Annotated in this window: 27 protein-coding genes and 1 tRNA gene; 18 read left to right on the top strand and 10 right to left on the bottom strand. The window is 62.8% G+C overall.

Annotated features, from left to right (window positions below; all coding sequences use genetic code 11):
• Positions 1 to 20 precede the first annotated feature (20 nt).
• The gene (gene ychF / locus ACSYDV_RS07855; protein ID WP_438323237.1) at positions 21 to 1118 is read left to right on the top strand and encodes a redox-regulated ATPase YchF; all 1098 of its coding nucleotides are present in this window, start codon (positions 21 to 23) and stop codon (positions 1116 to 1118) included.
• 190 nt (positions 1119 to 1308) lie between these two features.
• On the opposite strand, the gene ACSYDV_RS07850 is transcribed toward ychF, so the two are convergent.
• Both ACSYDV_RS07850 and ACSYDV_RS07845 read right to left on the bottom strand, forming a co-directional pair.
• Positions 1309 to 1578 (bottom strand): hypothetical protein, encoded by a 270-nt coding sequence (locus tag ACSYDV_RS07850; RefSeq protein WP_438323236.1) that lies wholly within the window; start codon positions 1576 to 1578, stop codon positions 1309 to 1311.
• Positions 1579 to 1964: 386 nt separating this feature from the next.
• Positions 1965 to 2366, bottom strand: a complete 402-nt coding sequence (locus tag ACSYDV_RS07845; RefSeq protein ID WP_438323235.1) for a MerR family transcriptional regulator — start codon at positions 2364 to 2366, stop codon at positions 1965 to 1967.
• Between the two features lie 41 nt (positions 2367 to 2407).
• Here ACSYDV_RS07845 and ACSYDV_RS07840 point away from each other — a divergent pair, with 41 nt between their 5' ends.
• The 3 genes from ACSYDV_RS07840 (at position 2408) to ACSYDV_RS07830 (ending at position 5265) form a co-directional block, all read left to right on the top strand.
• Positions 2408 to 3145 (top strand): MauE/DoxX family redox-associated membrane protein, encoded by a 738-nt coding sequence (locus ACSYDV_RS07840; protein ID WP_438323234.1) that lies wholly within the window; start codon positions 2408 to 2410, stop codon positions 3143 to 3145.
• 88 nt (positions 3146 to 3233) lie between these two features.
• Positions 3234 to 4799, top strand: coding sequence for an alkaline phosphatase D family protein (locus ACSYDV_RS07835; protein ID WP_438323233.1), 1566 nt, complete (start codon positions 3234 to 3236; stop codon positions 4797 to 4799).
• Between the two features lie 10 nt (positions 4800 to 4809).
• The gene (locus ACSYDV_RS07830) at positions 4810 to 5265 is read left to right on the top strand and encodes a MaoC family dehydratase (protein ID WP_438323232.1); all 456 of its coding nucleotides are present in this window, start codon (positions 4810 to 4812) and stop codon (positions 5263 to 5265) included.
• On the opposite strand, the gene mutL is transcribed toward ACSYDV_RS07830, so the two are convergent.
• Positions 5266 to 7089: a DNA mismatch repair endonuclease MutL gene (mutL, locus tag ACSYDV_RS07825; RefSeq protein WP_438323231.1), complete on the bottom strand. Its 1824-nt coding sequence runs from the start codon at positions 7087 to 7089 to the stop codon at positions 5266 to 5268.
• A 193-nt stretch (positions 7090 to 7282) separates the two neighbouring features.
• Between mutL and ACSYDV_RS07820 the strand changes: the two genes are divergently transcribed.
• The 6 genes from ACSYDV_RS07820 (at position 7283) to ACSYDV_RS07795 (ending at position 12968) form a co-directional block, all read left to right on the top strand.
• Positions 7283 to 8329, top strand: a complete 1047-nt coding sequence (locus ACSYDV_RS07820) for a rod shape-determining protein (protein WP_438323230.1) — start codon at positions 7283 to 7285, stop codon at positions 8327 to 8329.
• Positions 8330 to 8340: 11 nt separating this feature from the next.
• Positions 8341 to 9234 (top strand): rod shape-determining protein MreC, encoded by an 894-nt coding sequence (gene mreC, locus ACSYDV_RS07815; RefSeq protein ID WP_438323229.1) that lies wholly within the window; start codon positions 8341 to 8343, stop codon positions 9232 to 9234.
• Positions 9235 to 9242: 8 nt separating this feature from the next.
• Complete coding sequence (locus tag ACSYDV_RS07810; RefSeq protein ID WP_438323228.1) at positions 9243 to 9764, top strand: rod shape-determining protein MreD; 522 nt, start codon at positions 9243 to 9245, stop codon at positions 9762 to 9764.
• Positions 9765 to 9770: 6 nt separating this feature from the next.
• Positions 9771 to 11678 carry a penicillin-binding protein 2 gene (gene mrdA, locus ACSYDV_RS07805; protein ID WP_438323227.1) on the top strand — a complete coding sequence of 636 codons (1908 nt, stop codon included), beginning with the start codon at positions 9771 to 9773 and terminating at the stop codon, positions 11676 to 11678.
• Positions 11675 to 12781 carry a rod shape-determining protein RodA gene (rodA, locus tag ACSYDV_RS07800; protein ID WP_438323226.1) on the top strand — a complete coding sequence of 369 codons (1107 nt, stop codon included), beginning with the start codon at positions 11675 to 11677 and terminating at the stop codon, positions 12779 to 12781. Before mrdA ends, rodA begins: the two co-directional genes overlap by 4 nt.
• A 111-nt stretch (positions 12782 to 12892) precedes the next feature.
• Positions 12893 to 12968, top strand: a tRNA-Lys gene (locus ACSYDV_RS07795).
• A gap of 15 nt (positions 12969 to 12983) precedes the next feature.
• Here ACSYDV_RS07795 and ACSYDV_RS07790 read toward each other — a convergent pair.
• Complete coding sequence (locus ACSYDV_RS07790; protein ID WP_438323225.1) at positions 12984 to 13964, bottom strand: hypothetical protein; 981 nt, start codon at positions 13962 to 13964, stop codon at positions 12984 to 12986.
• A gap of 216 nt (positions 13965 to 14180) precedes the next feature.
• Between ACSYDV_RS07790 and ACSYDV_RS07785 the strand changes: the two genes are divergently transcribed.
• Entirely contained in the window at positions 14181 to 14492 is a 312-nt protein-coding gene (locus ACSYDV_RS07785; RefSeq protein ID WP_438323224.1) for a hypothetical protein, read from the top strand.
• 80 nt (positions 14493 to 14572) lie between these two features.
• Positions 14573 to 14905, top strand: a complete 333-nt coding sequence (locus ACSYDV_RS07780) for a hypothetical protein (protein ID WP_438323223.1) — start codon at positions 14573 to 14575, stop codon at positions 14903 to 14905.
• A gap of 114 nt (positions 14906 to 15019) precedes the next feature.
• Here the strand turns inward: ACSYDV_RS07780 and ACSYDV_RS07775 are convergent, their stop codons facing one another.
• Positions 15020 to 15709, bottom strand: a complete 690-nt coding sequence (locus tag ACSYDV_RS07775) for a CerR family C-terminal domain-containing protein (RefSeq protein ID WP_438323222.1) — start codon at positions 15707 to 15709, stop codon at positions 15020 to 15022.
• A 255-nt stretch (positions 15710 to 15964) separates the two neighbouring features.
• On the opposite strand from ACSYDV_RS07775, the gene ACSYDV_RS07770 reads away from it, so the two are divergent.
• The 3 genes from ACSYDV_RS07770 (at position 15965) to ACSYDV_RS07760 (ending at position 20293) form a co-directional block, all read left to right on the top strand.
• Entirely contained in the window at positions 15965 to 18229 is a 2265-nt protein-coding gene (locus tag ACSYDV_RS07770) for a TonB-dependent receptor (protein ID WP_438323221.1), read from the top strand.
• Between the two features lie 33 nt (positions 18230 to 18262).
• A complete protein-coding gene (locus ACSYDV_RS07765; protein ID WP_438323220.1) occupies positions 18263 to 19960 on the top strand; it encodes a sulfatase family protein in 1698 nt (565 codons plus the stop codon).
• A 198-nt stretch (positions 19961 to 20158) separates the two neighbouring features.
• Complete coding sequence (locus ACSYDV_RS07760) at positions 20159 to 20293, top strand: entericidin A/B family lipoprotein (protein WP_438323219.1); 135 nt, start codon at positions 20159 to 20161, stop codon at positions 20291 to 20293.
• 100 nt (positions 20294 to 20393) lie between these two features.
• Here ACSYDV_RS07760 and ACSYDV_RS07755 read toward each other — a convergent pair whose 3' ends face one another.
• The 3 genes from ACSYDV_RS07755 to ACSYDV_RS07745 form a co-directional block, all read right to left on the bottom strand.
• The gene (locus ACSYDV_RS07755) at positions 20394 to 21404 is read right to left on the bottom strand and encodes a DNA topoisomerase IB (protein ID WP_438323218.1); all 1011 of its coding nucleotides are present in this window, start codon (positions 21402 to 21404) and stop codon (positions 20394 to 20396) included.
• Positions 21405 to 21542: 138 nt separating this feature from the next.
• Positions 21543 to 21893 (bottom strand): DUF2200 domain-containing protein, encoded by a 351-nt coding sequence (locus tag ACSYDV_RS07750; RefSeq protein WP_438323217.1) that lies wholly within the window; start codon positions 21891 to 21893, stop codon positions 21543 to 21545.
• Positions 21894 to 21954: 61 nt separating this feature from the next.
• Entirely contained in the window at positions 21955 to 22722 is a 768-nt protein-coding gene (locus ACSYDV_RS07745) for a hypothetical protein (protein WP_438323216.1), read from the bottom strand.
• A gap of 99 nt (positions 22723 to 22821) precedes the next feature.
• Here ACSYDV_RS07745 and ACSYDV_RS07740 point away from each other — a divergent pair, with 99 nt between their 5' ends.
• The 3 genes from ACSYDV_RS07740 to ACSYDV_RS07730 are packed head-to-tail and all read left to right on the top strand — an operon-like array spanning position 22822 to position 26065.
• Positions 22822 to 23718, top strand: coding sequence for a fatty acid desaturase family protein (locus tag ACSYDV_RS07740; protein ID WP_438323215.1), 897 nt, complete (start codon positions 22822 to 22824; stop codon positions 23716 to 23718).
• Positions 23715 to 24518 (top strand): crotonase/enoyl-CoA hydratase family protein, encoded by an 804-nt coding sequence (locus tag ACSYDV_RS07735; RefSeq protein ID WP_438323214.1) that lies wholly within the window; start codon positions 23715 to 23717, stop codon positions 24516 to 24518. Before ACSYDV_RS07740 ends, ACSYDV_RS07735 begins: the two co-directional genes overlap by 4 nt.
• Positions 24515 to 26065, top strand: coding sequence for a class I adenylate-forming enzyme family protein (locus ACSYDV_RS07730; protein ID WP_438323213.1), 1551 nt, complete (start codon positions 24515 to 24517; stop codon positions 26063 to 26065). Before ACSYDV_RS07735 ends, ACSYDV_RS07730 begins: the two co-directional genes overlap by 4 nt.
• An 81-nt stretch (positions 26066 to 26146) precedes the next feature.
• Here the strand turns inward: ACSYDV_RS07730 and ACSYDV_RS07725 are convergent, their stop codons facing one another.
• Both ACSYDV_RS07725 and ACSYDV_RS07720 read right to left on the bottom strand, forming a co-directional pair.
• Positions 26147 to 26323 (bottom strand): hypothetical protein, encoded by a 177-nt coding sequence (locus tag ACSYDV_RS07725; RefSeq protein ID WP_438323212.1) that lies wholly within the window; start codon positions 26321 to 26323, stop codon positions 26147 to 26149.
• Positions 26324 to 26403: 80 nt separating this feature from the next.
• The gene (locus ACSYDV_RS07720) at positions 26404 to 26691 is read right to left on the bottom strand and encodes a PRC-barrel domain-containing protein (protein WP_438323211.1); all 288 of its coding nucleotides are present in this window, start codon (positions 26689 to 26691) and stop codon (positions 26404 to 26406) included.
• Positions 26692 to 26878 lie beyond the last annotated feature (187 nt).

Genomic DNA, 26878 nt, shown 5'->3' with positions numbered 1-26878 from the left:
CACAATCGAAAGACAAGATCATGGGTTTCAAATGCGGGATCGTCGGGCTTCCCAATGTCGGCAAGTCCACCCTGTTCAACGCGCTGACCGAAACGGCGGCGGCGCAGGCAGCGAATTATCCCTTCTGCACGATCGAACCCAATATCGGCAATGTCGCGGTCCCCGACGCGCGGCTGGAAAAGCTGGCGGCGATCGCCGGCAGCAAGAAGATCATCGCTACCCAGCTGGCCTTCGTCGACATCGCCGGCCTCGTGCGCGGCGCGTCGAAGGGCGAAGGTCTGGGCAACCAGTTCCTTGGCAATATCCGCGAGGTCGATGCGATCGTCCATGTTCTGCGCTGCTTCGAGGATGACGATATCCAGCATGTCGAGAATAAGGTGGATCCGGTCGCCGACGCCGAAACGGTCGAAACCGAATTGCTGCTGTCCGACCTCGAAAGCCTGGAGAAGCGCGTTCCCGCCTTCACCAAAAAGGCCGCGCAGGGCGACAAGGAAGCCAAGATCGCCGCTTCGGTGCTGGGTCAGGCGCTCGACCTGCTGCGCGAAGGCAAGCCCGCGCGGCTGACCGAACCCAAGGACGAGGAAGAAGCCCGCGTGCTGCGCACCGCGCAGCTGCTGACGTCGAAGCCCGTGCTGTATGTCTGCAACGTCGACGAGGGCAGCGCGGCGAACGGCAACGCCTTCTCTGAAAAAGTCTTTGCCAAGGCGGCCGCCGAAGGCGCGCAGGCCGTCGTCGTATCCGCCGCGATCGAAAGCGAGCTGGTGACGATGGAGATGGCCGACCGGATGGAATTCCTGTCCGAAATGGGCCTCACCGAAACCGGCCTCGCGCGCGTCATCCGCGCCGGTTACGAACTGCTCCACCTGATCACCTTCTTCACTGTCGGTCCGCAGGAAGCCCGCGCATGGACGGTCCACACCGGCGCGACCGCCCCCGAAGCTGCGGGCGAAATCCACAGCGATTTCCAGAAGGGCTTCATCCGCGCCGAAACCATCGCCTATGACGATTATGTCGCACTGGGCGGCGAAGCGCGCGCGCGCGAAGCGGGCAAGCTGCGCGCCGAAGGCAAGGCCTATGTCGTGCAGGACGGCGACGTGATGCACTTCCTGCACAGCTGAATTCGCTGCATCCGACGGGTCTGAGCCACCAAGCGTGCGTTGCAACCGCCTCCTCGGTCGCCGCGGGGACGGCTGGCGGAAGCGGGCGATTTCAATGGGCCGAACGGATGGTGGCGCGGCGCGGCACTGTAGGGCTAGGGGTTTTTAGAGCGAGCGATGTCGGCTTTGGGGTGGGGAGCTGCCGTTAGCTTCATTCGATGATCGGCGGTTGTCCGATTACCACATGATGAGCCCAATAGTGGGGTGGTATCCGTTCCAGCACACACGCTTCGGCAAGCTTCGAAATCTGATTCTTACCAAACCAGTAAGAGACATTTCCGTCCGTTCTCATTTCCTTGTAGATCGGGATGATCATCGCTTCATCGAACAACGCCTCAATCTCGGCCTGGTGAGCAGGGTGGATGCGAACCCGCGCTCCAATCTCCCGCTCCGAGGGCTTCCTATCTGCCGATCCGCGCATTTCTGAACGTTACCGCCTTGATTGCACGTCCGCAATTGGGTCGATTCCGGTCGTTCGATTCATATCGGCAGCGAATGGCGCAAATGGGGTGGGGAGCGGACGTTGGCCAAGGCGTCGCCCCCGCGAAGGCGGGGGCCGCGGGCAACCCTTACGCTACGCCGATAGCGGCCCCCGCCTTCGCGGGGGCGACGGACCAAGTACGTCAACAACTGGGTCGTGAGCGGCCATTTCCACTTCGTCACCCCGGACTTGATCCGGGGTTCATGGCTTCAACGTCGCGATGGATTCCGGATCAAGTCCGGGATGACGATGATGAAGGAGGCGGCGAATAGGCGGAGGGGTGGAGATTGCTTCGCCGCCTGCGGCTCCGCGCGAGGGCGGACGTTTTAGACCTCGAACGCCTGCAGGATCGGGCACGGCCCCTTGTCGCTCGCCGCGCATTGGGTGGCGAGGCGTGCCAGTGCTGCGCGGGCTTCGGTCATTTGCGCGATTTTCGTATCGAGCACCTCGATCCGCTGGCGCGCGAGGCTGCGCACGCGGGCACGGTCGTCGCTTGCTTCCAGCGCCAGCAATTCGCCGATTTCCTCCAGCGTGAAACCTGCCGCCTGCGCCGAGCGGATGAATTTCAGCCGCCGCACGTCATTTTCATCATAGCGGCGAATGCCGCCGCTCCAGCCTTCGCCGCCGCTGCGCGCGGGGGTGCCGATCAGGCCGCGGCGTTGATAATAGCGGATCGTTTCAACCCCGACGTCGCCCGCCGCCGCCAATTTTCCGATCGTGATTTGCATGGCTTGACTCCGTACTATGGTACGGAGGTTATATGGGGTGGATGAAAAACCAAGCAACCCTCCATCGCATGGTCATGCCGGGGCACACCTGCCCCTATGGCCTCAAGGCAAAATATCTTCTCGAAAGAAAGGGCTTTACGGTCGACGACCAGTGGCTGACGACGCGCGAGGAAACCGACGCGTTCAAGGCGAAATATGATGTCAAAACGACGCCGCAGACCTTTATCGACGGCGTTCGCATCGGCGGTTACGATGATTTGCGCCGCCATTTCGGGCTGAAGGTCGCCGACCCGGAAGCGACCAGTTATCGCCCGGTGATCGCCTTGTTCGCGATGACCGCGCTGATGGCGCTGGCAACGTCCTATTCCGCCTATGGCGACGCCTTCACCTTGGGCGCCGCCGAATGGTTCATCTCGTTCAGCATGATCGTCCTCGCGCTTCTGAAGCTTCAGGACATCGACAAATTCGCGACGATGTTCCTCAATTATGATCTGCTCGCCAAACGCTGGGTTCCCTATGGCACCATCTATCCCTTCGCCGAAGGGCTGGCGGGTGTGCTGATGACCGCGCACGCTCTGCCCTGGCTGTCGATCCCGGTTGCGCTGTTCATTGGCGGCATCGGCGCCGTATCGGTGTTCAAGGCGGTCTATATCGACAAGCGCGAGCTGAAATGCGCCTGCGTCGGCGGCAGCAGCAAGGTGCCGCTGGGCTTCATCTCGCTGACCGAGAATGTCGCAATGGTCGGCATGGCGGTCTGGATGCTGTGGATGTTCGTATAACGCCGGCGGGCCGGAGTTTCGGTCATTGAAGTCCCACATGGCTGGTCTATCGAGGGTCGCATGATTCGCGTCCCAAGGAAAACCAGCCATGTATGACCGCCGCCACTTCCTTGCCGGAGCGACCCTTGCCGGGCTCGCCGCACCGGCAATCGTCCGTGCGCAGGGCATTTTTCGCGATTTCCCCTTCAGCCTAGGCGTGGCGTCGGGCGATCCGGCGAGCGACGGCTTCGTCATCTGGACCCGCCTTGCCCCCGAACCGATGGAACCGCATGGCGGAATGCCGCTGACAAATGTTCCCGTCGAGTGGGAGGTCGCGAACGACAGCGGCTTTCGCAAGATCGCGGCGAAGGGCACGACGCTGGCGCGCCCCGAACTGGCGCATAGCGTCCATGTCGAGGTCGAGGGATTGCAGCCCGACCGCCCCTATTATTACCGCTTCACCGCCGGCGGCGAGCGCAGCCTGCGCGGCCGCGCGCGCACCCTGCCCGCACCCGGCGCGCGCGCCGATACGCTGAAATTCGGGGTCGCCGGATGCCAGCATTTCGAGGCGGGTTTCTTTGGTGCCTATCGGCACCTGGCGCGCGAAGAGCTGGCTTTCGTCTATCATTATGGCGACTTCATCTATGAATATAGCGAGGAATATCTGTTCAACACCGGGCTGCCGACGCGGCCGGTGCGCAAGCATGCGTTCCGCGCGCTCTATGACCTTGGCGACTTCCGCGCTGCTTATGCCCAGCAGCTGGGCGATATCGATTTGCAGGCGGCGCGATCGGTCCATGCCTTTATGTCGAGCTTCGACGATCACGAGATCCGCAACGACTGGGTGTCGGACATCGACAACTGGAAGATGGGCCTTGAGGGGAACGATCCCGACGCGGCGCCGCCCGAAGTCTTTATGCTGAAAAAGCAGGGAGCGATGCAGGCCTGGTACGAACATATGCCGGTGCGCCGCGCGCTGCTGCCGCGCGGCGGGATGGTCGCGCTCAACCGCGAGCTGCGCTACGGCGACCTGATGGCGATGCAGTTGCTCGATACGCGGCAATATCGTGACGACCAGCCGTGCGAAGACGGGTTCAAGCCCGCCTGCCCCGGCGTCTTCGACAAAAATGCGCAGGTATTAGGCAAGGCGCAGGAAGACTGGCTGAACCGCAATCTGGGTCAGGGCGGCGCGACGTGGAACGCGCTGGCACAGCAGATCACGATGATGTCGCTCGACCGGCGACGCAAACCCGACGAGCCCGAAAAAGTGCTGAACCTCGACAGTTGGGCCGGCTATGAAGCGCCGCGCGAGCGCATCCTGTCGCGAATGGGCGGGCTGAAAAACTGCGTCGTGCTGACGGGGGACGAGCATCAGAATTTCTGCGGCGATCTGGTGCTGAAGGACAAGGTTGTGGGCGCTGAATTCGTCGGCACCTCCATCAGCAGCGGCGGCGACGGCAGCGACAAGCGGAACGGCACCGACGAATGGCTGGCACTGAACCCCGAGCTCAAATTCGCCAACGACCAGCGCGGCTATCTGGTCTGCGACGTCAATCGAGAAGCGTGGCAGACGCATTTCATGGTCGTCGACAAGGTTACGACGCCGGTCAACACGCTGTCGAAGCGCGCGACGGGCGTGGTCGAGAATGGCGTCGCCGGGATCAAAATGGCTTAAGGAGGCTGGCTTGCTCTATTTCGAGGATCTGGAAATCGGGTCGACGCAGCGTTTCGGCCATTATCCCGTTACGCGCGAAGAGGTGATTGAATTCGCCGGGAAATATGACCCCCAGCCCTTTCATCTCGACGATGAGGCGGCGGCGCAAACCTATTTCGGGCGGCTGTCGGCGAGCGGCTGGCATACCGGTTCGATGGCGATGCGGATGATCGTCGAGAATATGAAAGCGTCGCAGCAGGCCGGGCTGGGATCGCCCGGGATCGACGAATTGCGGTGGCTGAAGCCCGTCTATCCCGGCGACACGTTACGCTGTGAAACCGAGCTGCTGGAAAAGTGTCAGTCAACGAGCAGGCCCGAAATGGGCAGCTTTAAATCGAGACTGACCGTGTTCAATCAGGACGATGTGCCGGTGATGACGCTGGTGAGCATCGGGCTGATCCGCGTCCGCGAAGCCAGCGGCGCATAGCTATTTCCTGCCGAACAGTTTTTCGACATCGTCCATCGCCAGCTTGACCCAAGTCGGCCGCCCGTGGTTGCATTGCCCCGAGTGCGGCGTCACTTCCATCTGGCGGAGGAGCGCGTTCATTTCGGGGACACCCAGCGTCCGGCCGGCGCGGACTGAGCCGTGGCAGGCCATGGTGGCGGCGACCAGTTCCAGCTTCTCGTTGAGCCCCAGCGCGGCGTCATAGCCCGCGAGGTCGTCGGCGATGTCGGTGACGAGCTTTTGGCAATCGATGTTGCCGAGCATGGCCGGGGTCGCGCGAACCATCACCGCGGCGGGTCCGAATCGTTCGATCTCGACACCCAGCGCCGCGAGCTGCGCCGACGCGGCCTCGAGCCGGTCGCAGGCGGGCTCGTCAAGTTCGACGACTTCGGGGAGCAACAATCCCTGCGACGGCACCGCCTGCCCGCTCATGCCGCGGCGCAGTTGTTCGAGCACCAGACGTTCGTGCGCGGCGTGCTGATCGACGATGACAAGGCCATCCTCGGCCTCGGCAACGATATAGGTGCGCGCAATCTGGCCGCGCGCGATGCCGAGCGGGTGGGCTTCGGCCTCAGGCACCGGGGCGGCGGCGACTTCGGCGCGGCCTGCGATCGGAGCGGCGGAAGCGAAGGGGGTAAGACGGTCATAGACGCGCGCGACATCGCCAGCCGGCGGGACATAGCTGGTGCCAAATGAATGGGCGGCGGCGGGCGGCGGCGCGGCGGGTGCCTGACCGAACAGAAAGCCCGTCGTCGGTTGGGGCGCGACGGGTTCCTGCTGCCACGCCGCTAGCGCCGCTTCGGCGGGGCGCTGGACGCTGCGGAAACCATGTTCGTCGAGCGCGCGGCGGAGCCCGCCGACGATCATCCCGCGAATGAGCTGCGGATCGCGAAAGCGCACTTCGGTCTTCGCCGGATGGACGTTCACATCGACCTCGCTGGTCGGGACGTCGAGGAAGAGCGCGACGACCGGATGGCGATCGCGCGCGAGCAGGTCGGCATAGGCGCCGCGCAGCGCGCCGACGAGCAGCCGGTCCTTTACCGGGCGGCCATTGACGAACAGATATTGATGGTCGGCAATGCCGCGATTGTAGGTCGGCAGGCTGATCACGCCGCCCAGATGCACGTCGCCGCGATCGAGATCGACCCCGATGCTGTTCGCGGCCAGATCGCGGTGCGTCAGCGCCGCGACGCGCGCCAGCCGGTCCTGATCGCACTGCACATCGAGCACGCGGCGACCGTCATGCTCGACGATGAAACCGACGTCGGGCCGCGCCATGGCCAGCCGCTTCACCACATCCATGCACGCGGCATATTCGCTGCGCCCGCTGCGCAGGAATTTGCGGCGCGCCGGCACGCGCGCGAACAGATCCTCGACCAGCACGCGCGTCCCTTTGGCGAGCGCCGCCGGACCTTCGGCCGCCACCGCGCCATTGTCGACGACGCGCCGCCAGCCGTCGCCGCCCGCGATCCGGCTTTCGAGCGTCAGCCGCGCGACGCTGGCGATCGAGGGCAACGCCTCGCCGCGGAAACCCAGCGTCGTGACATCCTCGATCGCATCGTCGGGCAGCTTTGACGTCGCATGACGTTCGAGCGCGAGCGCCATATCGGCCGCGGTCATTCCGCAGCCGTCATCCTCGACCTCCAGCCGCGAAATCCCGCCATCGGCGATTCGCACCGAAATGCGAGTCGAACCCGCATCGATAGCGTTTTCAACCAGTTCTTTGAGCGCTGCGGCGGGTCTTTCGACCACTTCACCGGCTGCGATCCGATTTACGAGCTTTTCAGGCAGGCGACGTATTGACATGGGGGCTCTCGTAGCGCAGTCGAACGCAAATCGCGACCCACCCGCACAGCCTGATCGTTTTGTCCAGCCAGCCCTTAACGGACGAGCCGGAAACTTCCCCTGATTTGGTCCTGTTGCCGGCCGGGCACGCGGGTATAATCACGACAGGGCGCGCCCATGATGGGTGCGGCTTCGATGACAGGAAGCAGTATCGATGTCCTTCTTTTCCCGCTGGTTCAAATTCAATTCGCAAGACATGGCCATCGACCTCGGCACCGCCAACACGGTTGTCTATGTGCGCGGCAAGGGCATCGTGCTCAATGAACCTTCGGTCGTCGCGGTCGAAACGCTGAACGGCATCAAGCGGGTCAAGGCGGTCGGCGACGACGCCAAGCTGATGATGGGCAAGACCCCCGACAGCATCGAGGCGATCCGCCCGCTGCGTGACGGCGTGATCGCCGACATCGACGTCGCCGAACAGATGATCAAGCATTTCATCACCAAGGTGCACGGCGGCAAGCCGAACGCATTCCGCAGCCCCGAAATCGTGATCTGCGTGCCGTCGGGTTCGACCAGCGTCGAACGCCGCGCGATCCGCGATGCCGCATCGAACGCCGGCGCCAGCGAAGTGTGGCTGATCGAAGAACCGATGGCCGCCGCGATCGGCGCCGACATGCCGGTCACCGAACCGATCGGGTCGATGGTCGTCGACATCGGCGGCGGCACGACCGAAGTCGCGGTGCTTTCGCTGCGCGGCCTCGCCTATACCACCTCGGTCCGTGCGGGCGGCGACAAGATGGACGAAGCGATCGTTTCCTATGTTCGCCGACACCATAATCTGCTGATCGGCGAAGCGACTGCCGAGCGGATCAAGAAGGATTTCGGCATCGCGCGCATCCCCGCCGACGGCGTCGGGCTGACGATCCACATCAAGGGCCGCGACCTGGTGAACGGCGTGCCCAAGGAAATCTCGATCAATCAGGCACAGATCGCCGAAGCCCTGTCCGAACCGATCGGCACGATCGTCGAGGGCGTTCGCATCGCGCTGGAAAACACCGCCCCCGAACTCGCGGCCGATATCGTCGACCAGGGCATCGTCCTGACCGGCGGCGGCGCGCTGATCGCCGAGCTTGACGAACTGCTGAAGGAAGCGACCGGCCTGCCCGTGACGGTGGCGGAAGACCCGCTGACCTGCGTCGCGATCGGCACCGGCCGCGCGATGGAAGACAGCGCCTTCCGCGGCGTGCTCCAGCAAGCCTGATCGCCTAGGCCATGGCTCGCCCGGCACATCGACGTCCGGGACAATCCCGAAAGGCCCAATACAGCCTGTTCGTTGCCTATGTCATTGCGGTGACCGGGGCAGTGGCCGGGTTGCTGCTGGCGGTCCTGTCGGTCGTTGATCCCGTCGGCTTCGCCCAGTTACGGGTGGCCAGCCAGGAAATCGCCGCGCCCATCGCGCGCGTGACGCGATCGGTCACGGGATCAATCTCCGGCATCGACGACCGGGTGGGCGCCTATGTCAACGCCGGGTCACAGAACCGGCGCCTGCGCAACGAGCTTGCCGAAACACGGCGCCAGCTTGTTGCGACGAGCGCGTTGCAGGAAGAGAATCGCCAGCTCAAAACGCTGCTCAAATTGCAGGAAACCGACAAGACCGCCATCGCCAACGGCTATCTCCTCACCTCGACCTCGACGAGCAGCAAGCGTATCGCTCTGCTGAGCATCGGCCGCAATCTGGGGGTCGCCGCCGGACAGCCAGTGCGCGCCGCCGACGGGCTGATCGGCCGGGTGCTGAGCAGCGGGCCGTCGGTGTCGCAGGTGCTGCTCTTGACCGACGTCGACAATATCGTACCCGTCCGCCGCGCGCGCGACGGCCTGCCCGCGCTCGCCTATGGTCGCGGCAACGGCGACCTCGACATCCGCACGCTCAACATCGCGAACAACCCGTTCAAGCCCGGCGACATCCTGCTCACCTCGGGCACCGGGGGGCTTTATCCGCCCAATATCCCGGTCGCGATCGTCGCCCGTCGCCAGAATGATGGCGCGCTCGCGCGCCCGCTCGCCGACCCCGGCAAGGTCGATGCGGTGTCGGTGCTGCGCCCCTACACTCCGGACAATATCGACGCCTCGCCGGCGCCCGCTCCTGCCCCTGTCGGCACGCCATGAGCAACATCATGAGCAAAAAAGGCCCGCGGCTGGGCGAGCCGGCATCATTGGTGCGGATGCGGGTCGTGCCGATCGCGAGCGTGATGTTTGCCTCCGCACTTCCGCTGATGCTACCGCTGATCGCCAATTCGCCGGTTCTGCCGCCGCTCGGCCTGCTGTTTTTCCTGTGCTGGCAATTGCTGCGTTCCGAAATGTGGCCGGTTTGGGTCGGCCTGCCGCTCGGGCTGTGGGACGATATGTTCAGCGGCATGCCGTTCGGAACCGCGGCGGGACTGTGGACGCTCGCCAGCATCGCGATCGATTACAGCTCTCAGCGTATCTATTGGCGCGGGTTTTTCCACGACTGGGCGATCGCCGCTTTGCTCGTCGCGATCATCCAGTCGCTCGCGGCGCTGATCGCCCACCCGCATGCCGCGACGGGTCGCGTGCTGGGTCTGGTCGTGCCCCAGATCATCATTTCCGCGCTGCTGGTGCCGCTGTTCATGCGGTTGACGGGCAAGTTTGACAATTTCCGCCTGAAACGCCGATAATTCCTCATGGTTCGCAAAAGCCCGCCCATTACCGAAGCCTGGAGGGGCATCACCTTCACGCGCCGCACGCTGCTGGTCGGCGGCGGCCAGATGGTCGTCGGCGCCGCGCTGGCGGCGCGCATGGGCTATATTTCGATTATCGACAACGACCGATATGTCCTTGAATCGGAAAGCAATCGCGTCAACCTGACGCTGGTTCCGCCGCGGCGCGGATGGATCGTCGACCGCAATGGCAAGGCGCTCGCCAACAATCGCGTGTCGCTGCGTATCGACCTCATCCCCGACCGCCTGCACAGCAAGGAACTGGTGCTGGGGCAATTGAAGACGTTGCTGCGGCTGGACGGCGACACGATGGAACGCATCGAACGCGACCTGAAAGCGGCGTCGGGATTCCAGCCGGTCGCGGTGGCCGAGGATGTCAGCGAAGGCGATTATGCGTCGGTGCTCGTTCGCTTGCCCGACCTGTCGGGGGTCGCGCCGCAGCGCGGCTTTGCCCGCAATTACCCGACCGGCGCGGCGGTCGGCCATTTGATCGGCTATGTCGGCGCCCCGACCGCCGAGGAATATAAGGCCGTCAAGGACCCGCTCTACATCACCCCCGGCTTCAAGACCGGCAAGGACGGGCTGGAGAAATATTTCCAGCCGATGCTGCGCGGCGAGCCCGGCGCAAAGCGCGTCGAGGTCACGGCACGCGGCAAGGTGGTGCGCGAACTGGGCGTGAAGCCCGATGAGCAGGGCAAGACCGTCCATCTGACGATCGACGCCGACCTGCAGGAATATGTTGCACGGCGCATGGGGCGCGAATCCGGAGCGGCGGTCGTGATCGACTGCCACAACGGCGACATCCTCTCCTTCGTCTCGATGCCGAGCTTCGATCCGAACAGCTTTTCGGACGGCATCAGCAATTCGGAATATAGCTGGCTGCGCGCCGACGATCATCAGCCGTTGATCAACAAAGCAACGCGCGGGCTCTATCCGCCCGGATCGACGCTGAAACCGATGGCGGCGATCGCCGCGGTCGAGCATGGCGTCGACCCCAGCGAGCGGCACACCTGTGTCGGCGGATATCGCCTCGGCAGCCGTTTCTTCCGCTGCCTTGGCACTCACGGCAGCCTCGACATGCCGTCGGCGATCATGAAAAGCTGCAACAGCTATTTCTACTGGCTCGCGCACCGGCTGGGTTATGACGCGATGGCGCCGACCGCCAAGCTGCTTGGGCTGGGTGAAGAATTTCAGCTCGCCGGCAGCAACCAGCGCTTTGGGACCATTCCCGACAGCGCATGGAAGATGAAGAAATATGACCAGGCGTGGTCGGCATCGGATTCGCTCAACGCGGTGATCGGCCAGGGCTATGTCAGCGTCAACCCGCTTCAACTGGCGGTCATGGCGTCGCGCATCGCATCGGGTCGCCGGCTTTACCCCCGCCTGATCAACCGCGAATTCAAGAATGAGGCCCTACCCTTCTCCGCCGAAGCTCTCGGAGCCGCGCGCCATGGCATGGACCTTGTCGTCAACGGGCCGGGGGGAACCGCCGGACGCAGCCGCCTGCCGCTCGACGGCATCACCATGGCGGGCAAGACCGGCACCGCGCAAGTCCGCGGGCTGGGCACGGGCAACGGCAAAAGCGGCACCTGGAAATTTCGCGACCATGGCCTGTTCATCGGCTTCGCGCCGGTCGTCAATCCGCGCTACGCCACGGCTGTCGTGATCGAACATGGCATGGGCGGATCCCGCGCCGCGGCGCCGGTCGCCAAGGATTTCATGACCTTTCTTTTCGACCGCGAAAAGGCGATGGCGGCGCTCGAAGAGTTCGAGGCCGGATGGGGCGGCACGATCAAGGAGCGCATGGATCGCGACTATGCCGCATGGAAAGCGGGCGCATCCATGGGCCCGGCCCCGGGGACGCAGCCATGATCCCGGTTCCGCCCGCCATCCAGCGTTTCCCGTGGAAACTGATCGCGCTGTTGACGGCCATTACCGGCTTTGGCGTCCTCGTGCTCTATTCGGCGGCGGGGGGCAGCTTCACGCCCTGGGCCATGCAACAGAGCGTTCGCTTCGGGGTCTTCCTGACGCTGGCGTTGGTCATCGGCCGCCTTCCCCTCCGCCTCTTCGAAGAGTTCGCCTATCTGGGCTATATCGCGGTTGCGGTGCTGCTCGTCGCGGTCGAATTGCTGGGCTTTGTCGGGGGCGGCAGCCAGCGATGGCTCAACCTCGGCTTTATGAACCTGCAGCCGTCGGAGCTGATGAAGGTTGCGATCGTGCTCGCGCTCGCCCGTTTTTACGCGCAATTGCCGCCGGGCGAGACGCGGGGCTGGACCGCGCTGTGGCCGGCGCTGGTGATCATCGGCATTCCCGCCGCGCTCGTCATGCTGCAACCCGACCTCGGCACCGCGCTGGCCATCTGCGCAAGCGGGGTGATCGTGATGTTCGTCTCCGGCCTTCCCTTCTGGTGGTTTGGCAGCACCGCGGCGGCGGGGCTTGCAGCGCTGCCCGTCCTCTTCTCCTTCCTCCACGATTATCAGCAAAAGCGCGTGCTGATCTTCCTCGATCCCGAAAGCGATCCACTCGGCGCCGGCTATCATATCAGCCAGTCGAAGATCGCGATCGGTTCGGGCGGGATCGGCGGTAAGGGCTTTCTCAACGGATCGCAGAGCCACCTCGACTATCTGCCCGAGGGACATACCGACTTCATCTTTGCCACCATGGCGGAGGAATGGGGGCTCATCGGCGGGCTTGCGCTGTTGCTCGGCTTTTTCCTGCTGCTGCGCTGGTCGACGCGCGTCGCACTCAAGGCGCGCACCCGGTTCGGCCAGCTGGTCGCCACCGGCCTGACCATGACGATCTTCTTCTATATCGCGATCAACCTGATGATGGTGATGGGCCTGGCGCCGGTGGTCGGGATTCCCCTACCCCTCTTTTCCTATGGCGGGTCGTCGATGCTGACGATCATGACGTGCGTCGGAATTATTCTTGCCATCGAAAACGACAGCAAAACCGGGACGCGGCGCTTTCATTGAGAAAAAACTTCGGGACAGGCATTGCCAACCCCGAAAGGTCATGATAGCGGGCCGCTCTCTTCGCAGCAAAGAGCATCTCTCTTCGCTGCCAAGCAGGCCGGAAACGGCGGTGGACGCATAGCTCAGTTGGTAGAGCAGCTGACTCTTAATCAGCGGGTCCTAGGTTCGAGCCCTAGTGCGTCCACCATTTCCTTTCAAAGACTTAGCAGCGAATATTGAGCGGCTGCCCGGCCGCTGCCGATGCCGTGTGAGCCCCGAGCTTTGCCCGTTCGCAGGCGTCGTGGAAAGCGTGCGAAACCGCTCCGAGTTTCAGCGCCTGCCAATGGCGGTAGTCATGGACGAGGACCGGCGATATCCATCCTTCGCCGCGATTGCTGCTCTTAGCCCACCCCATGAGGCCGGCGGTTCGCGCTTCGCCGAACAGGCGCGAGACATGCATTCTGGATATCCGGTATTTTCCGGAAAAATCGCCGGGCGACAAATCCCCCACCCAAATCGGAGGGCCGGAAAGATCATGGGTTCCCGGCGCTCTCGAGACCAGATCATGCAGGACACTGCTGCCTGAATCCGACCGGACGAATCCGGCGATGCTTTGCGCCGGATGATACCATTGCCGGTTTTCACAAAGCCTTCTGGCAAAGTCCGACTGCGCGAGCGGAAGAAGGTCCGGATACTGACAGGAGATCGCATGGCGGCGGCCGTTGTCGATGACATCCAGCGACCGCAGATGGATGTTGAAATAGCGACTTATGAGCGCCTCGCTCTTTTCGGATGCTCGAAATTCCCGCCTCCGCCTGTCCCGGCTGTGTATCGACGCGATGAACCCGTACCGGCTCATTTCGGAGAGAAATGTGCCGATGGTGTTGCGCGATGCGATTCCGGTCCCATCCAACATGCGCTGCAAAGCGGACGGAGATATGGGCGGCGCATCCAGATTCAGGAGATGCTCAAAATGTATGGCGATGGTCGCCTGGCTTAGTAGCCAGCGCCGGAGGTCCGCCACATAATGCACCTCTGCGGGCAAGGAGGCATGCGTTTGCAACAATTCCCGGGCGGCGAGCGCAAGACCGTCCTGAAAACGGTCCATCCGGATCAAGGCATCGGCAGAATATGCACGCGCCTCGATGGCCCCGCCGACGCTTTCCCGCGAAGCCACCCGGTCGCCGGTAACATCTTTGGGCATATTGCTAAAACCGTTTTGCAAGGAATGCGGTGCTGTGCATATCCGCGCCATAGTGCTTCTGATCCTTTGCACAACAAGCCAATGAATTGACGCGAGTTTCTGCACTTATCGCGGCCGAGTTTGGGCGTCGGCGCGCGTGATTGGGCGAGCCCCGCCGAACATATGCGGGCACGGCCCGACCGAAATTTCGAAACGCTTATCCGAGAAGGAATGACAATGAAGATTATCAAGCTGGTCGCCGCTACCGCCGCCATTGCCATCACCTCGCCGGCGCTGGCCGCGTTGCCGCCCGCCTATCAGCGCATGGCGGAACTGAAGGCGATTATCGATCAGCCCGACCTGGTCGCCGCGTTCCCGCAAAACACGCCAATCGACGAAATTTCCTATGTTAGCCCCGATCTGTATCAGGTGCAGGCTGGCAAATGCGTCGTCAGCGTCAAGATCGTCGGCAAGGCAATGCCCGAGGGGATGGTCGGCGCCCGCCAGTTCGACGTGGTCATTGGCAAGGCAGAATGCGCCGAAGACTGAGCCGCATAGCGAGAGGCGGCCGCTGACATTCCGGGGGCCGTTTTCACACTCGACCATCTTGTCACAAAGGAAAGCAACAGATGAAGAATTCGGTCATTGCGGCGGCGCTGGTAACGGCGTTCCTCGCGGTCACGTCGCCCGCCATCGCTCAAGATCCGACGCCGGAACAGGCCCAGGCCTATCAGGATGCGCAGGCATGTGTGATTGTGCTCAAGACGGCTGGAGATGACGAGGATCTGCGTATGGCCGACCTCGCGCTCGCCAAGGCCGTTGAGCTGGCACCGGCCAATGGCGACGACACGGACGAGAAGTTCGCCAAGTCCATGAAGGACTGGGAAGAAATTCTGCAGCTGGCGTCGGAGGAAGAGGCCAGTCAGTTTCTGACCAATTGCCGCGAGACCTGGTCGGCCTGATCTCTCCCGAGGGGATTTCCCGGAACCGGGAGCAGCCTTTCATCCAGATCGTGGATATCGGTCGCCAGACTATTACGGCCACGATCTGGAAAAGGCCTCACACCCCGGCAGCGCCTACAGCTGGTCGATCTGCTTGTGCAGGACCTTCGAAACGAGCGCAAGTTCTGCCGGTCCGATGCCCGTCCATGCCATGGCTCTTTGTGCAACGACCCTTCGGGTATGCAGCGAAGGAATGCTGGATACCAGCAAGATGGATTGCAGGCGCGATTCCTCCGACACATCCGGTTCGGATTTGATCCGCGAGATCAGCCGCGAATTGCGTTCGATGCCCGGCAACCACAAGCGGTCGTAGAAGATGTCGAACGCCGGGCCCGGTTCGGCCAGTTCGCGCGCCACAATTCCATTGCCCAGCGCATAGGCCTCGTTCCCCAGAATCAATTCGATCGAAGCCGTCATCAGTTTTTTAAGCGTTTCACGAGCCGCCTCCGGCCCCGCGGCGGCGTCGAGAGTCCGCCTCGCCTCTTCCACCGCATCGTGAGTTACCCGCGCGTAACGCGCAACGATTTCCTCCGCGCAAGATCGGTAGAGCCCCTCCTTGCCGCCGAAATAATAGCCCAGTTGAGGAAGCGTCATACTGGCCCGCTCTGAGATACTGCGCGTGGTTGCGGACCTGAATCCAGCCTTCCCAAATTCGATCAGCGCAGCCTCGAGAATGCGCTGGCGCGATTCGTCGCCCTTGCGCGACGCATTCGACACCACACCCCTTCCCGGCGACGCGGCAGGTGCTGCAACCCAATCTTCCATAGTTATGATTCACCTCAAAATTCGCCGTCAGTGCACCTGCCCCTGCGTAACCCATCTTTCGCCTGATTGGCAAACGGCGGTTTTCTGCCGCTAACCACGCAAATTCCAGCATTCGCAAAAAATACTTAGAAAGCTATTGATTTTGCCAAACCTCAAATCTATCACTTGATAGATAACGTGGAAGAGCCACAAAATCGAGAAGGTTGGCGAGAGGCGCCTCCGGAAGATGCTGACCGCGAATATGGGAGACAGGGGATGACACGCCACCACGGAGCAATGACCGCGCTCGTTACCGGAGCCTTGCTGATCGCGACCGCCAATCCGGCGGCAGCGCAGGATAGCGGGACCGCAGAGGCGAGCGATGGCGCAGGCAGCCAGGACATCATCGTCACCGCATCAAGGCGTCCGCAGACACTGCAGGAAGTGCCCATTTCGGTCGGCGTGGTGACCGGGGAAGCTATTGAGCAACAGGGGCAACGCCTGTTCACCGACCTTCAGTCGTCGGTCCCCAACCTTCAGATCGACAACACCAACGGCAATTACGCCATTACTATCCGCGGCCTCGGATCGGGCGCGAACAATCTGGCGTTCGAGCAATCGGTCGGCCTGTTTGTCGATGGCGTCTATTCCAGCCGGGCGCGCTCGCTGCAGGTGCCGTTCCTCGATGTCGAGCGGATCGAGGTGGTTCGCGGGCCGCAGGGAGCCCTGTTCGGCAAGAATACCAACGCCGGCGCGATCAGCATGATCACTCGCCGCCCGACACGCGATTTCGAAGCCGAGTTCCGCGCGGGAACCGAGCTCGCCGAAGGCGGGATGAATTTCAGCGGATATCTGTCGGGGCCGATCAGCGACACCTTGAGCGTCCGGGTAAGCGGCGGGGCGGGACAGTCCGACGGCTATATCGAAAACCGGCTGACGGGCTTCGACGATAACGGGTCGAAATATCGCTCAGGCCGCGCCCAGATCCTGTGGGAACCCAGCGAGGATTTCGAGGTCCTGCTGAAGGTCGAGGGTTTCCGGAACGAGATCAACGGATCGAACGCCGTGTACAATAATATCGGCAATCCGAACTGCAATCTGTGCAACATCATCCGCAACGCCAGCGGCGGCGCGGACGCGCAGGACAAGCCCGGGTTCTGGCGATTCAGCCGCGGCACTCCCAAAGAATATGACGTCACCAAATCGCGCACGGGTGCGATGACGATGAACTGGACGCCGGGCGACTGGTCGATCACGTCGATCACCGCTTATCAGGCGGTGGATTCGGAACGCACGTTCAACACCATTCCCGGCCCCATCAATCTGCTCAACACCTTGCAGGCCGAAGAGAGCAGCCAGTTTTTTCAGGAACTGCGCATGTCGCGCGATGTCGCCGCAGGCATCAACCTCGCTTTCGGGGCGACCTACACCGACGCCGACCTCGATATCCTGCAGCTCGTCAATTATAACGGCAATCTGGTCGGGACGACCCTGCCGCAGGCCGAAGGCGTGCGCGGTTTCACCCAATCGTCCTGGTCGCTGTCGCCCTTTGCCATCGTCGATGCCGAACTGACCGACGCGCTGACCTTCAGCGGCAGCCTGCGCTACAGCTATGAAAAAAAGGAAGCGCGCGGCACCAGCACCAATGTCGGCCCGCGGATTCCCGCGAACAATCTGGATTTCGATATCACCGGCGAACGCACCGAAAAGCTGTGGGATTACTCGCTGCGCCTTCGCTATGAATTCAGCCCGCAAGTATCGGTCTACGGTAGCTATGCCACCGGGACCAAGGGCGGCGGCTTCCTGTCCAACGACGGACTTCTCCTCTATAATATCAACAACAATAACGGTCGTTTCGATTTCGACGACGAACGCGCGCGGGCCTGGGAAGTCGGCACAAAGATGCGCTTGCTCGACCGTCGCCTCGATCTGGACATCGCGCTGTTCCGCACGCGCTTCGCCAATCTGCAAGTTTCCTCGTTCAACGGCACGGCTTTCATCACCGGCAACGCCGCCAAGGCAACGGCGCAAGGAATCGAGGTCGAGGCGCGGTACCGACCCAGCAATATCGTCAATCTGGGCATCACCGGCGCCTATCTCGATGCGAAATATAATGATTATCCCGGCGGCCCCTGCCTTTACGACGCGCCGGTCGGTTGCGTCCCGGCAACCAACAATCTTGCCGGTGTCCGCCTGACCCGCGCACCCGAATGGAAGGCGTCGGGTTTCCTGCAGTTCGATGTGCCGGTGAGTGATCGCCTGATCGTCACCGCGCGCGGCGCGGCCGATTATACGTCGCGTTCCTATCTGCAGGGCGACCTGAACCCGCTGAACACGCAGCCGGGTTATGTGAAGGTCGATGCGCGGCTGGCGGTTCGTGAAGAAGGCGGCGCGTGGGAACTGGCGCTGATCGGCCGCAACCTCACGAACAAAGTGACGTTCAGCCAGGCGATCAACACGCCGCTGCTGGGCGGAAACAGCCATGTCGTGATGATCAATCCGCCGCGGACGGTCAATCTGGAAGCCGTTTTCCGCTTCTAGGAAAATCGCCGGTTTGACGGAGGGAGTTGCAAGATGGTTTGGACGATGGATCGGCGCACATTTGTCGGTGGCATAGGGGGTGTCGGCGCGCTCGCCGCCTCCGGCATGCCGACGCCCGGCCTCGCCAGCAACGGCCGGAAACTTAATATATTGATGATCGTTACCGATCAGGAACAGAGCCTTGCCAGCTTCCCCGACGGCCTGCTGGAAAAACTGCCGGGCCACCGCGAACTCATGGCGCGCGGCCTGCTGGTCGACAATTATCATGTTCAGACCACGCCCTGCAGCCCGTCGCGATCGACGATCTTTACCGGGCGTCACACCCAGCGCACGGGCATTTATCTGAACTCCAGCGGCGCAGAGGATCCGGTATTGCCAACCGATCTTCCGACGCTGGGGCATATGATGCGCGCTTCCGGCTATTACACCAGCTACAAAGGCAAATGGCACCTTTCGCCGATTAACGAAAAGCGGAACTGGAACCAGGTTTCCGGCATGATCTATCCCGCGACGGAAAAGGCCATGGAGGCATATGGCTTCGACGATTACGGGTTCGATGGCGAAGCGGTCGGCCTGACGTGGGACGGCTACCGGCATGATCAGTATATCGCGGCCGATGCGTCGCGCAGCATTCTCGACTTCAAGGAACGCGACAAGGCCGCCGGCAAACCCTGGTTCATGGTTGTCGGCCTGCTCAACCCCCACGACATCATGTTCTATGACGCCACGGGGAAGCAGACCGCATCGCGAGCTCACCCCTATCTTCTGGGCCCGCTGCGCCGCGAACCGGGCGACCCGCTTTATGCCGAAGACAATCGCTTCGATTTGCCCGAAAGCTTTCATCGCGACGACCTGAGCGGAAAGCCCGAGGCACATCGGGGGATCGTTGCATCCAACGACCGCACTTATGGAGACCTGAAGCTGGACGACGAGGCGTCGTGGCGCCGGTTCCGCAACTATTATTACAACTGCATCCGCGATGTCGACCGGCGGATCGTCCAGCTATTATGGTCGCTGGAAGCCAGCGGGCAGCTGGAAAATACGATCATCGTCTATACGTCGGACCATGGCGAACGCGCGGGTGCGCACGGGATGCGGCAGAAAGGCGGCACAATCTACCGCGAAGAAACCAATGTGCCGATGATCATCGTTCATCCCGATATGCCGGGCGGGCATCGGTCGCAGCGCCTGATGAGCGCGGTCGATATCGCGCCGACGCTTCTCTCGCTCGCGGGCAACAGCGTGGGTTGGACGAAGGAACATTATCCGGATTTGCCGGGTGTCGACATCACCCCCCTTTTGACCGACCCCAATGCCCGGACCGAACGCGACGTGCGGGGACATTTGTTCAACTATGCCGTGGGCTATGGCTGGGCGCCGCGGGCCGGACAGCCACCCACCGCCGCGTTCACCGAACGTTTCGACCTGTCGCGCCGCCGGTTGCACCGCGGCGTTCACGACGGCCGCTGGAAGTTCGCGCGCTATTTCGCACCCGCACAGCATCATCTGCCCGGAAACTGGGCGCAGCTTTCGGGAAACAACGATCTGGAACTCTATGATACGCAGGCGGACCCCGGTGAAATCACCAACCTTGCATCGCGCCCGGAACAACGGCGCAACCTCCTGCGCCTCAACGCGATGGCGAACGCATTGATCGCTCGCGAGATCGGAAAGGACGACGGAAGCGAATATCCGGGGCCCGCGGAGATCTATAATCGTCCGATCGCATAGCCCGCGGCCCCTTCGCCCCGTCCATCGAAGGCGAAGAGGGCGGCCTTCCCATGTTTGCAGGATCGTTTCGGCTAGCGTGACGCCGATGCAACGGAACAATCGTTGTGAACAGCCGTTGTCTGAAAACGGAACAGCCATTGTCTGAAAACATTGAAACTCAAAACCTGAGGCTGTTCGCCCTCACGTTGGAGAGAGAAAATGAAGAAGATTCTGACAATTTTCGCCCTTAGCGGCTCGATATTGATCCTGTCTGCCTGCAACACCGTTGAAGGCGCAGGGAAGGACGTGGAATCGGCTGCAGACTGTGCTGATGGAGTTAAAGGCAACTGCTAGACGGCGAGGATCGCGGTTGCGGCGCACGTCATACCCACGCCGCCGTACCGCGATCTTGCGCATCCGCGTCGAAACGCGGCTCGAACGTCTCTGACCGCTATCACGCAGAGCTTAGCAAGGACGCAGTGTCCGGGGCACTGTCGAGAAAGGCCAGAAAACCGCGTTCGTAACGCGACAGATATTTGGTCGCACGCGGCAATGGCCCCACAACCGCTTGAAAATCGGCGCGTTCCTGCACCGCGGCGAGCATCGCAGGATGGACGTAAGCCTTTCGCGCGACCGCGGGTGTGTTGCCAAGCCATGCCGATACATGCGCGAGCATGGCTTTCATCGTCGGGGGTTCGGATGCGCCGTGAAGAAAGGCGAAGGCCTCCACGCTCGCCGACCATGTTCGGAAATGCTTTGCGCTGAAATCCTCGCCCATCGCCGCGCGGATATAGGCATTCACGTCGCTTGAACCGACCGCGCACAAGCTTCCCTCATCTTCATATTGAAACAGATGTTGTCCCGGCAAATCCTGGAGGCGGCGGACGAGCGTCACGAGGTGGCGGTCGCTGATGGTCACCTTGCGTTTCGCGCCGCCCTTGGCACGGTAGCTGAGGTAAAGCGTCCGACCCGAGAGGCTGGCGTGACGCTGGCGCAGGGTGGTCGCGCCAAAGCTTTTGTTCGCCTCGGCATACTCCTCATTCCCAACGCGGAGCGCGGCCAGATCAAGCAGGCGCACGACCGCGCCGACGATCCGTTCCCGGCACAGATTGCGCCGCGCAAGATCGCTATCCAGCCTTGCGCGAAGCTGCGGCAACGCGTGACCAAAGGCGGCGCAGCGGTCAAATTTGCTCGCCTCCTGCGCCAGACGGAATTCGGGATGGTAGCGATATTGCTTGCGTCCGCGCGCATCGTAGCCGGTTGCTAGTATGTGGCCGTGCGGGTCGGGGCAGAACCACGCATCCTCATAGGCGGGCGGCAGCGCGATAGCGTTCAAACGGCTAATTTCTGCGGCGTTCCGGATCAATACTCCCTTAGCGTCGCGATATCGCCAACCGTCGTTGATGCGCTCGCGGCTTATGCCCGGCAGGCTGTCTTCAACGTGGATAAGGCGCGCCGCGGGCATAGTGCAACAGCGCGCCGGAGCCGTGGATAGTTCCGCCATCCGCAACGGAACCCGCATTTCGGCAGAGAATTCACGCGTCTGGATCGGGGGATCCCAAGCTCAAGACCCTTGCTCGCTCCATGGCGCCGGATCGAATGTCTATTTTCTCAAAATCTTTTCCATCGCCTTGCCCCTCGCGAGCTCGTCGATCAGCTTGTCGAGATAGCGGATTTCCCGCACGACGCGGTCCTCGACATCCTCGACGCGGACGCCGCACACCACGCCCGTGATTTTCGATCGCAGATCATTCATCCGCGGCGCATGGGCAAAGAAATCCTCGAACGTCGTGTTCTTCGCCAGCTCATCGTCCAATGTGTCCTGACTATGCCCGGTCAGCCAACGAATGATTTCATCGACCTCTGCCTTTGTCCGCCCCTTCTTTACCGCCTTGGCAATATAGTGAGGATAAACGCTCCCGACGCTGACGGCGTAGATGCGGTGGCTGGTCATATATCCTCCCGGAGGTTCGATGGATATTATGGCTTCACAATGTGGGTATCAACCGGTGGGCTCAGGGCATTTGTTCCCAGAAGCCGAGAGCGATCGCATTATAATCTTTCATCGCCTCCACCATGTCCCGGCGCAGGTCGGTATCGACCAGTTCGGCGGGTAACAGCGGGTCCGAATTGATCGCACGGATCACCGATTGACCGAGGAGATAGGATTCGCGGGCCGCTTCGGTGACCGCCGCTCCCCCGATCCGCCCGATGCTTTCCTCCATTTGCTCCAGCCAGAACCGGTAACCCCGTTCGAGTTCGCGGGCGGGCCACAACAGGCGGAATGCCCCGTCGTCGCCTGTCTGTGCCGTGCAGCCGGTAAGCATCGACGCGCCGCCGTCGAGGCCGAGCCCCTGCAATTCCTCCATCAGCGAGGCGCTCGATCGCCGCAGATTGTCGGGCCGCACCCACGCGCCCGCTGCCGTCATCGCAAAACCGCCGAGCCGGAGCGCGCGCTCCCGCGCCTGAAGACGCGGGCGATCGGTCCGCCCCAGATGATGAGTGAGGATGAGGATCCATTCTCCGCTCCAGCGCCGAACCCCCTTCTCCACCTCGGCCCAGCTTCTCGCCTTGGTATGGAGGGCCGCGGCCTGCGGTCCGATCGCATAGACGCCGCGCTCCACCTGCCGCGCCATCCCTTCGCGCGTCAGCCGGCCCAGCGCGACCCGCATCGCGGCGGCGTCGATACCAAAGATGGCGGCGCGGTCGATCAACGCCCCGGCGCGCATCGGTGCAGGGTCCACAGTCGACAGCAGCCAGAGCGCCAGCGAACGCGGCGTCACGGCTCTGCGCCAGTCATATAACATATTTTGACTCATAATGAATAATTGTGTTATATCGCAAAACCGGCGAACCGGAAGAGCAAGGGAACGGATGCGCATATGAAACCCTCCGACTATCTATGCAAAGAGGAACTCACGCAGTTGATGCACCGGTCGGACGCGCGGGCATGGTGGGCGTTTGCGGTCAACTGGGGCCTGATCGCCGCGGCCTTCGCGCTGGCCATTCTGTGGCCCAACCCGCTCACCCTTCTCGCGGCGGTTCTGATCATCGCGGGGCGACAGCTCGGGCTCGGCATATTGGTCCACGACTGTGCCCATCACGCCATGTTCAAGGCCCGCCGCACCAACGAAGTGGCCGGGCAATGGCTTGCCGGTGTTCCGATCAACCTCTCGCTCGCGGCCTATCGCACCTATCATCTGAAACATCATCGCTACGCCGGGACCCCCGACGATCCCGATCTTGTTTTCGTCGCCAAATATCCGATCCCGCGCGCATCGCTGCGCCGCAAATTTCTGCGCGACATCACCGGCCGCACCGGCATTCGCGATCTGGCGCAATCGCTGTCGCGGTTCCGTTTCGCCGAGCAATGGCCGTGGCTCGCTTTCCACGCCGGCCTGTTCGCGCTGCTCGCGCTCGCGGGGGGCTGGTGGGCTTATGCGCTGTGGTGGGTCGCCCTGTTGTTCGTCTATCCCGTGATCGTCCGCCTGCGTCAGATCGGCGAACATGGCGTCGTTCCCGACCGGGGCGATGCCGATCCCCGCATGAACACATCGACGACGATCGCACGCTGGTGGGAACGGCTGTTCATTGCCCCCAATCATGTCAATTATCATGTCGAGCATCACCTGGCGGCCGGTATCCCCCCCTATCGGCTGGGCCAGATGCATCGGCTTCTCCGGTCGAAGGGATTTTTCGACGGATATGACTGTCTTTCGCGAGGATATGTGGATGTCATACGCCGCGCGACACGGCAGGACATGAGGATAACGCAATGACGGATACGCTGGATACGCCCCCGACCGTTCGCGTGGAGAAGGACGGCCCGGTCACGACGATCATCATGTCCCGCCCGAGCCGCCGCAACGCAGTCGACCGGGACATGGCCTATGGCCTGCGCGATGCCATGCGCGCCTTTGAAGCCGACGATGCACAGCGCGTCGCGGTCCTCTATGGCGAGCATGGCGTATTCTGTGCCGGCGCCGACCTGTCCGCGGTCGAGGATCGCGAACGGTCGCTCGACCTCGACCCGACCGGCGGCGGTGCGGGACCGATGGGGCCAAGCCGCCTGATGCTGTCAAAACCCCTCATCGCGGCGGTCGCGGGCTATGCCGTGGCGGGGGGCCTCGAACTCGCGCTGCTCGCCGATCTTCGCGTTGCCGAGGAAAGCGCAACCTTTGGCGTCTTCTGCCGCCGCTGGGGCGTGCCACTGATCGACGGCGGGACGGTTCGCCTTCCGCGCATCATCGGCCAGGGCCGCGCGCTCGACATGATCCTCACCGGACGGCCGGTGGGCGCGCAGGAAGCCTTGTCCTTCGGCCTCGCCAATCGCATCGTTCCCGACGGCACCGTGCGCGAAGCCGCCGAAACGCTGGCGCACGAAATCGCCGCCTTCCCCCAGATGTGCATGACCGCCGATCGCCACATGGCCTTTGCCCAGTGGAGCCTGCCGCTGGACGAAGCGCTGCGGATGGAAGGACGGCTTGGCGCCCCGATCGTCGCAGCGGAGGGCCGCGCGGGTGCGCAGCGCTTCACCACCGGCGCGGGCCGCCATGGCCGGTTCGAGACGTCGCGATGATCGCGCGTGGACCGACTTACCGCGACCTCGTCGAACGCGGCGCCCGCGCGCATCCGGACCGCACTGCAATGATCGTCGATGGCCGAAGCTATAGCTTTGCCGACGTCGACGATCGCGCCAATCGTCTGGCCCACGCGCTGATCGGCGCCGGCGCCTCAAAGGGCACGCGGATCGCGGTCCTGCTCAACAACGGTCCCGACAGCATCCCCGTCGATTTTGCGCTCTGCAAGGCGGGGCTGAACAAGGTTCCGCTCAACGCGCGCCTGTCTCCCGGCGAACATATCCGGATGGTGCGCGAAGCGCGGTGCGACACGCTGCTTTTCGGCGCCGATCTTTCGGACCGCGCGGACGAAATCGCGAGCGACCTCCCCGCTCTCCGGACCGTCGGCCTTGGCACCGCCCTCCCCGCCGGGGCCGATCTCGACCAGCTTGCCAGCGAGGCCGATGCATCGTGGCCGGATGTCGAAATCAGCCACGACGACGTCATGATAACATTGTATACATCGGGCACCACCGGAGTACTCAAGGCGGCACAGCACACGCAGGGCAGCTATGCCGCGATTTGCCGAAACGTGCTGCTCAACCTGTTTCCGGTCACGCCCGACGACCGCATGCTCCACGCAGCCTCGCTGATCCATGCGAGCGGCACCTTCGTCCTTCCCTTCTGGATACGCGGCGCCTGCAGCGTGATCCTGCCGGGATTCGTGCCCGACGCCTATCTCGCGGCGATCGAGGCGCACCGGGTCACTGCAATCAACCTCGTCCCGACGATGCTCCAGATATTATTGGATGATCCCGCGATCGACCGGCACGATATCGCATCGCTCCGCCATATCATCTATGGCGCTTCACCGATGCCGCGCCCGTTGATCGAGCGCGCGATCGCGCGCCTCGGACAGGATCGCTTCTGGCAATATTTCGGGCAAACCGAAGCCCCGCTCTGCATCGCGGTGCTACGCCCCGAGGATCATGCCGGCGATCGGCTGGGCGCGTGCGGCAGGCCGGCGGTTGACGTCGAAATCCGGCTTGTGGACGAGGAAGGACGGGATGCCGGCGACGGTCCGGGCGAGGTTCTGCTTCGCAGCGCAACGGCGGCCGCGGGTTATTTCCATGCGGACGAGCTGACCGCCGCGACGTTCGACGCCGAAGGCTGGGTTCATACCCGCGATATCGGGACGATCGACCGCGAGGGTTTCCTTCACCTGCTCGACCGCACCTCCGACATGATCATTTCCGGTGGCTATAATATCTATCCGCGCGAAGTGGAGGATGCGCTGTTGTCGCACCCCGCCATCGCCGAGGCCGCCGTCGTGGGGGCGCCGCACGAAAAATGGGTCGAGGCGGTTGTGGCCTTTATCGTGCTGCGACCCGGCCAGACGATCGAGGAGAACGTCCTGATCGCACATGTCGGATCGCGCATTGCATCCTATAAAAAGCCGCATCGGGTCCACATTGTGGACGAGATACCCAAGACCGCCATCGGCAAGCTCGACCGCAAAACGCTGCGCGTCCGATTGCGAGCGTCAGACGCTCGACCGGATGGCTGATGATCGCTTCACCCGCGTTTTCACGTCATCGTTCGCAGCAAGCGCCGGCCTGCCGTAAAGCGACCAAAACGGACATGCGGTTCAACGCTCCTTCGTCGCCCGCGCAGCTTTGACGCCGTCGAAAAATGCCTTCTCGTTGACCTTTACCGCCAGCCCCTGTTTCGACAGGAAAAAGGCAGCCCGCGGCATCGTAATATTGCCTTCCCTGGTGGTCAGCACCGCGCCCTGCGGCGCCAGCGATTTGACCTTGCCGAGCACCGCGGTGCCGTCGGCGCTGCGTACCTCAGCCCCCGGCCGGAGCGCCCCGTCGACCGCCGCGGCATCGGTCTCCGCCTCCCTCAGACCGCAAGAATTTTCTCCTTCGACGCCTTCAGGGCCGGGCCCTTTTTCGTCTTCAGAAAGGCATTCTTCGGCACCACCAGCCCGTTGCCGTCAATCGCCACCGCGACCTTGTCGCCCATGACCCTGACGATCTGCCCGATCACTTCGCCGTCCTGATCATAGACTTTGGTGCCCGGGGTCAACGACGCGGCAGGCGCCACTTCCTGTGCATGCGCGGCGGGAGCAGCAGGCAGCGCCGCACCGGCGAGACATAGCGCGGCGAGCAGGCCGGAAGGCTTGGGCATGAAAGGCTCCTGTCGAACATGATATCCGCCCGTGCCGCATCGCGCGCCATCGCACCAAATGCCATGTTGCCCGGCCGTGCAGCGGACACGGCGAGCCGCATCGACTTGCCCACGCCAGCCCCGGGCCGCCGCAGCACCCGGCCCGTCGTCTTTGTGAAAGTGTTTCGCCCCTCCGGTTCCGGCGAAA

It is taken from the genome of Sphingopyxis selenitireducens, assembly GCF_051550705.1.
GTDB lineage: Bacteria > Pseudomonadota > Alphaproteobacteria > Sphingomonadales > Sphingomonadaceae > Sphingopyxis.
Note: the sequence above shows the minus strand (reverse complement) of the source record. Positions and strands in the feature narration are given on the sequence as shown.

Bases quoted from the DNA above. Each gene is read 5' to 3' on its own strand.
- ACSYDV_RS07775 (WP_438323222.1), bottom strand. From the start codon at position 15,709: ATGGAAGATTGGGTTGCAGCACCTGCCGCGTCGCCGGGAAGGGGTGTG.
- ACSYDV_RS07720 (WP_438323211.1), bottom strand. From the start codon at position 26,691: ATGCCCAAGCCTTCCGGCCTGCTCGCCGCGCTATGTCTCGCCGGTGCG.
- ACSYDV_RS07820 (WP_438323230.1), top strand. From the start codon at position 7,283: ATGTCCTTCTTTTCCCGCTGGTTCAAATTCAATTCGCAAGACATGGCC.
- ychF (WP_438323237.1), top strand. From the start codon at position 21: ATGGGTTTCAAATGCGGGATCGTCGGGCTTCCCAATGTCGGCAAGTCC.
- ACSYDV_RS07765 (WP_438323220.1), top strand. From the start codon at position 18,263: ATGGTTTGGACGATGGATCGGCGCACATTTGTCGGTGGCATAGGGGGT.
- ACSYDV_RS07810 (WP_438323228.1), top strand. From the start codon at position 9,243: ATGAGCAAAAAAGGCCCGCGGCTGGGCGAGCCGGCATCATTGGTGCGG.
- ACSYDV_RS07750 (WP_438323217.1), bottom strand. From the start codon at position 21,893: ATGACCAGCCACCGCATCTACGCCGTCAGCGTCGGGAGCGTTTATCCT.
- ACSYDV_RS07760 (WP_438323219.1), top strand. From the start codon at position 20,159: ATGAAGAAGATTCTGACAATTTTCGCCCTTAGCGGCTCGATATTGATC.
- ACSYDV_RS07840 (WP_438323234.1), top strand. From the start codon at position 2,408: ATGAAAAACCAAGCAACCCTCCATCGCATGGTCATGCCGGGGCACACC.
- ACSYDV_RS07740 (WP_438323215.1), top strand. From the start codon at position 22,822: ATGAAACCCTCCGACTATCTATGCAAAGAGGAACTCACGCAGTTGATG.
- rodA (WP_438323226.1), top strand. From the start codon at position 11,675: ATGATCCCGGTTCCGCCCGCCATCCAGCGTTTCCCGTGGAAACTGATC.
- mreC (WP_438323229.1), top strand. From the start codon at position 8,341: ATGGCTCGCCCGGCACATCGACGTCCGGGACAATCCCGAAAGGCCCAA.
- ACSYDV_RS07850 (WP_438323236.1), bottom strand. From the start codon at position 1,578: ATGCGCGGATCGGCAGATAGGAAGCCCTCGGAGCGGGAGATTGGAGCG.
- ACSYDV_RS07790 (WP_438323225.1), bottom strand. From the start codon at position 13,964: ATGCCCAAAGATGTTACCGGCGACCGGGTGGCTTCGCGGGAAAGCGTC.
- ACSYDV_RS07755 (WP_438323218.1), bottom strand. From the start codon at position 21,404: ATGCCCGCGGCGCGCCTTATCCACGTTGAAGACAGCCTGCCGGGCATA.
- ACSYDV_RS07780 (WP_438323223.1), top strand. From the start codon at position 14,573: ATGAAGAATTCGGTCATTGCGGCGGCGCTGGTAACGGCGTTCCTCGCG.
- mutL (WP_438323231.1), bottom strand. From the start codon at position 7,089: ATGTCAATACGTCGCCTGCCTGAAAAGCTCGTAAATCGGATCGCAGCC.
- ACSYDV_RS07845 (WP_438323235.1), bottom strand. From the start codon at position 2,366: ATGCAAATCACGATCGGAAAATTGGCGGCGGCGGGCGACGTCGGGGTT.
- ACSYDV_RS07785 (WP_438323224.1), top strand. From the start codon at position 14,181: ATGAAGATTATCAAGCTGGTCGCCGCTACCGCCGCCATTGCCATCACC.
- ACSYDV_RS07735 (WP_438323214.1), top strand. From the start codon at position 23,715: ATGACGGATACGCTGGATACGCCCCCGACCGTTCGCGTGGAGAAGGAC.
- ACSYDV_RS07770 (WP_438323221.1), top strand. From the start codon at position 15,965: ATGACACGCCACCACGGAGCAATGACCGCGCTCGTTACCGGAGCCTTG.
- ACSYDV_RS07835 (WP_438323233.1), top strand. From the start codon at position 3,234: ATGTATGACCGCCGCCACTTCCTTGCCGGAGCGACCCTTGCCGGGCTC.
- mrdA (WP_438323227.1), top strand. From the start codon at position 9,771: ATGGTTCGCAAAAGCCCGCCCATTACCGAAGCCTGGAGGGGCATCACC.
- ACSYDV_RS07730 (WP_438323213.1), top strand. From the start codon at position 24,515: ATGATCGCGCGTGGACCGACTTACCGCGACCTCGTCGAACGCGGCGCC.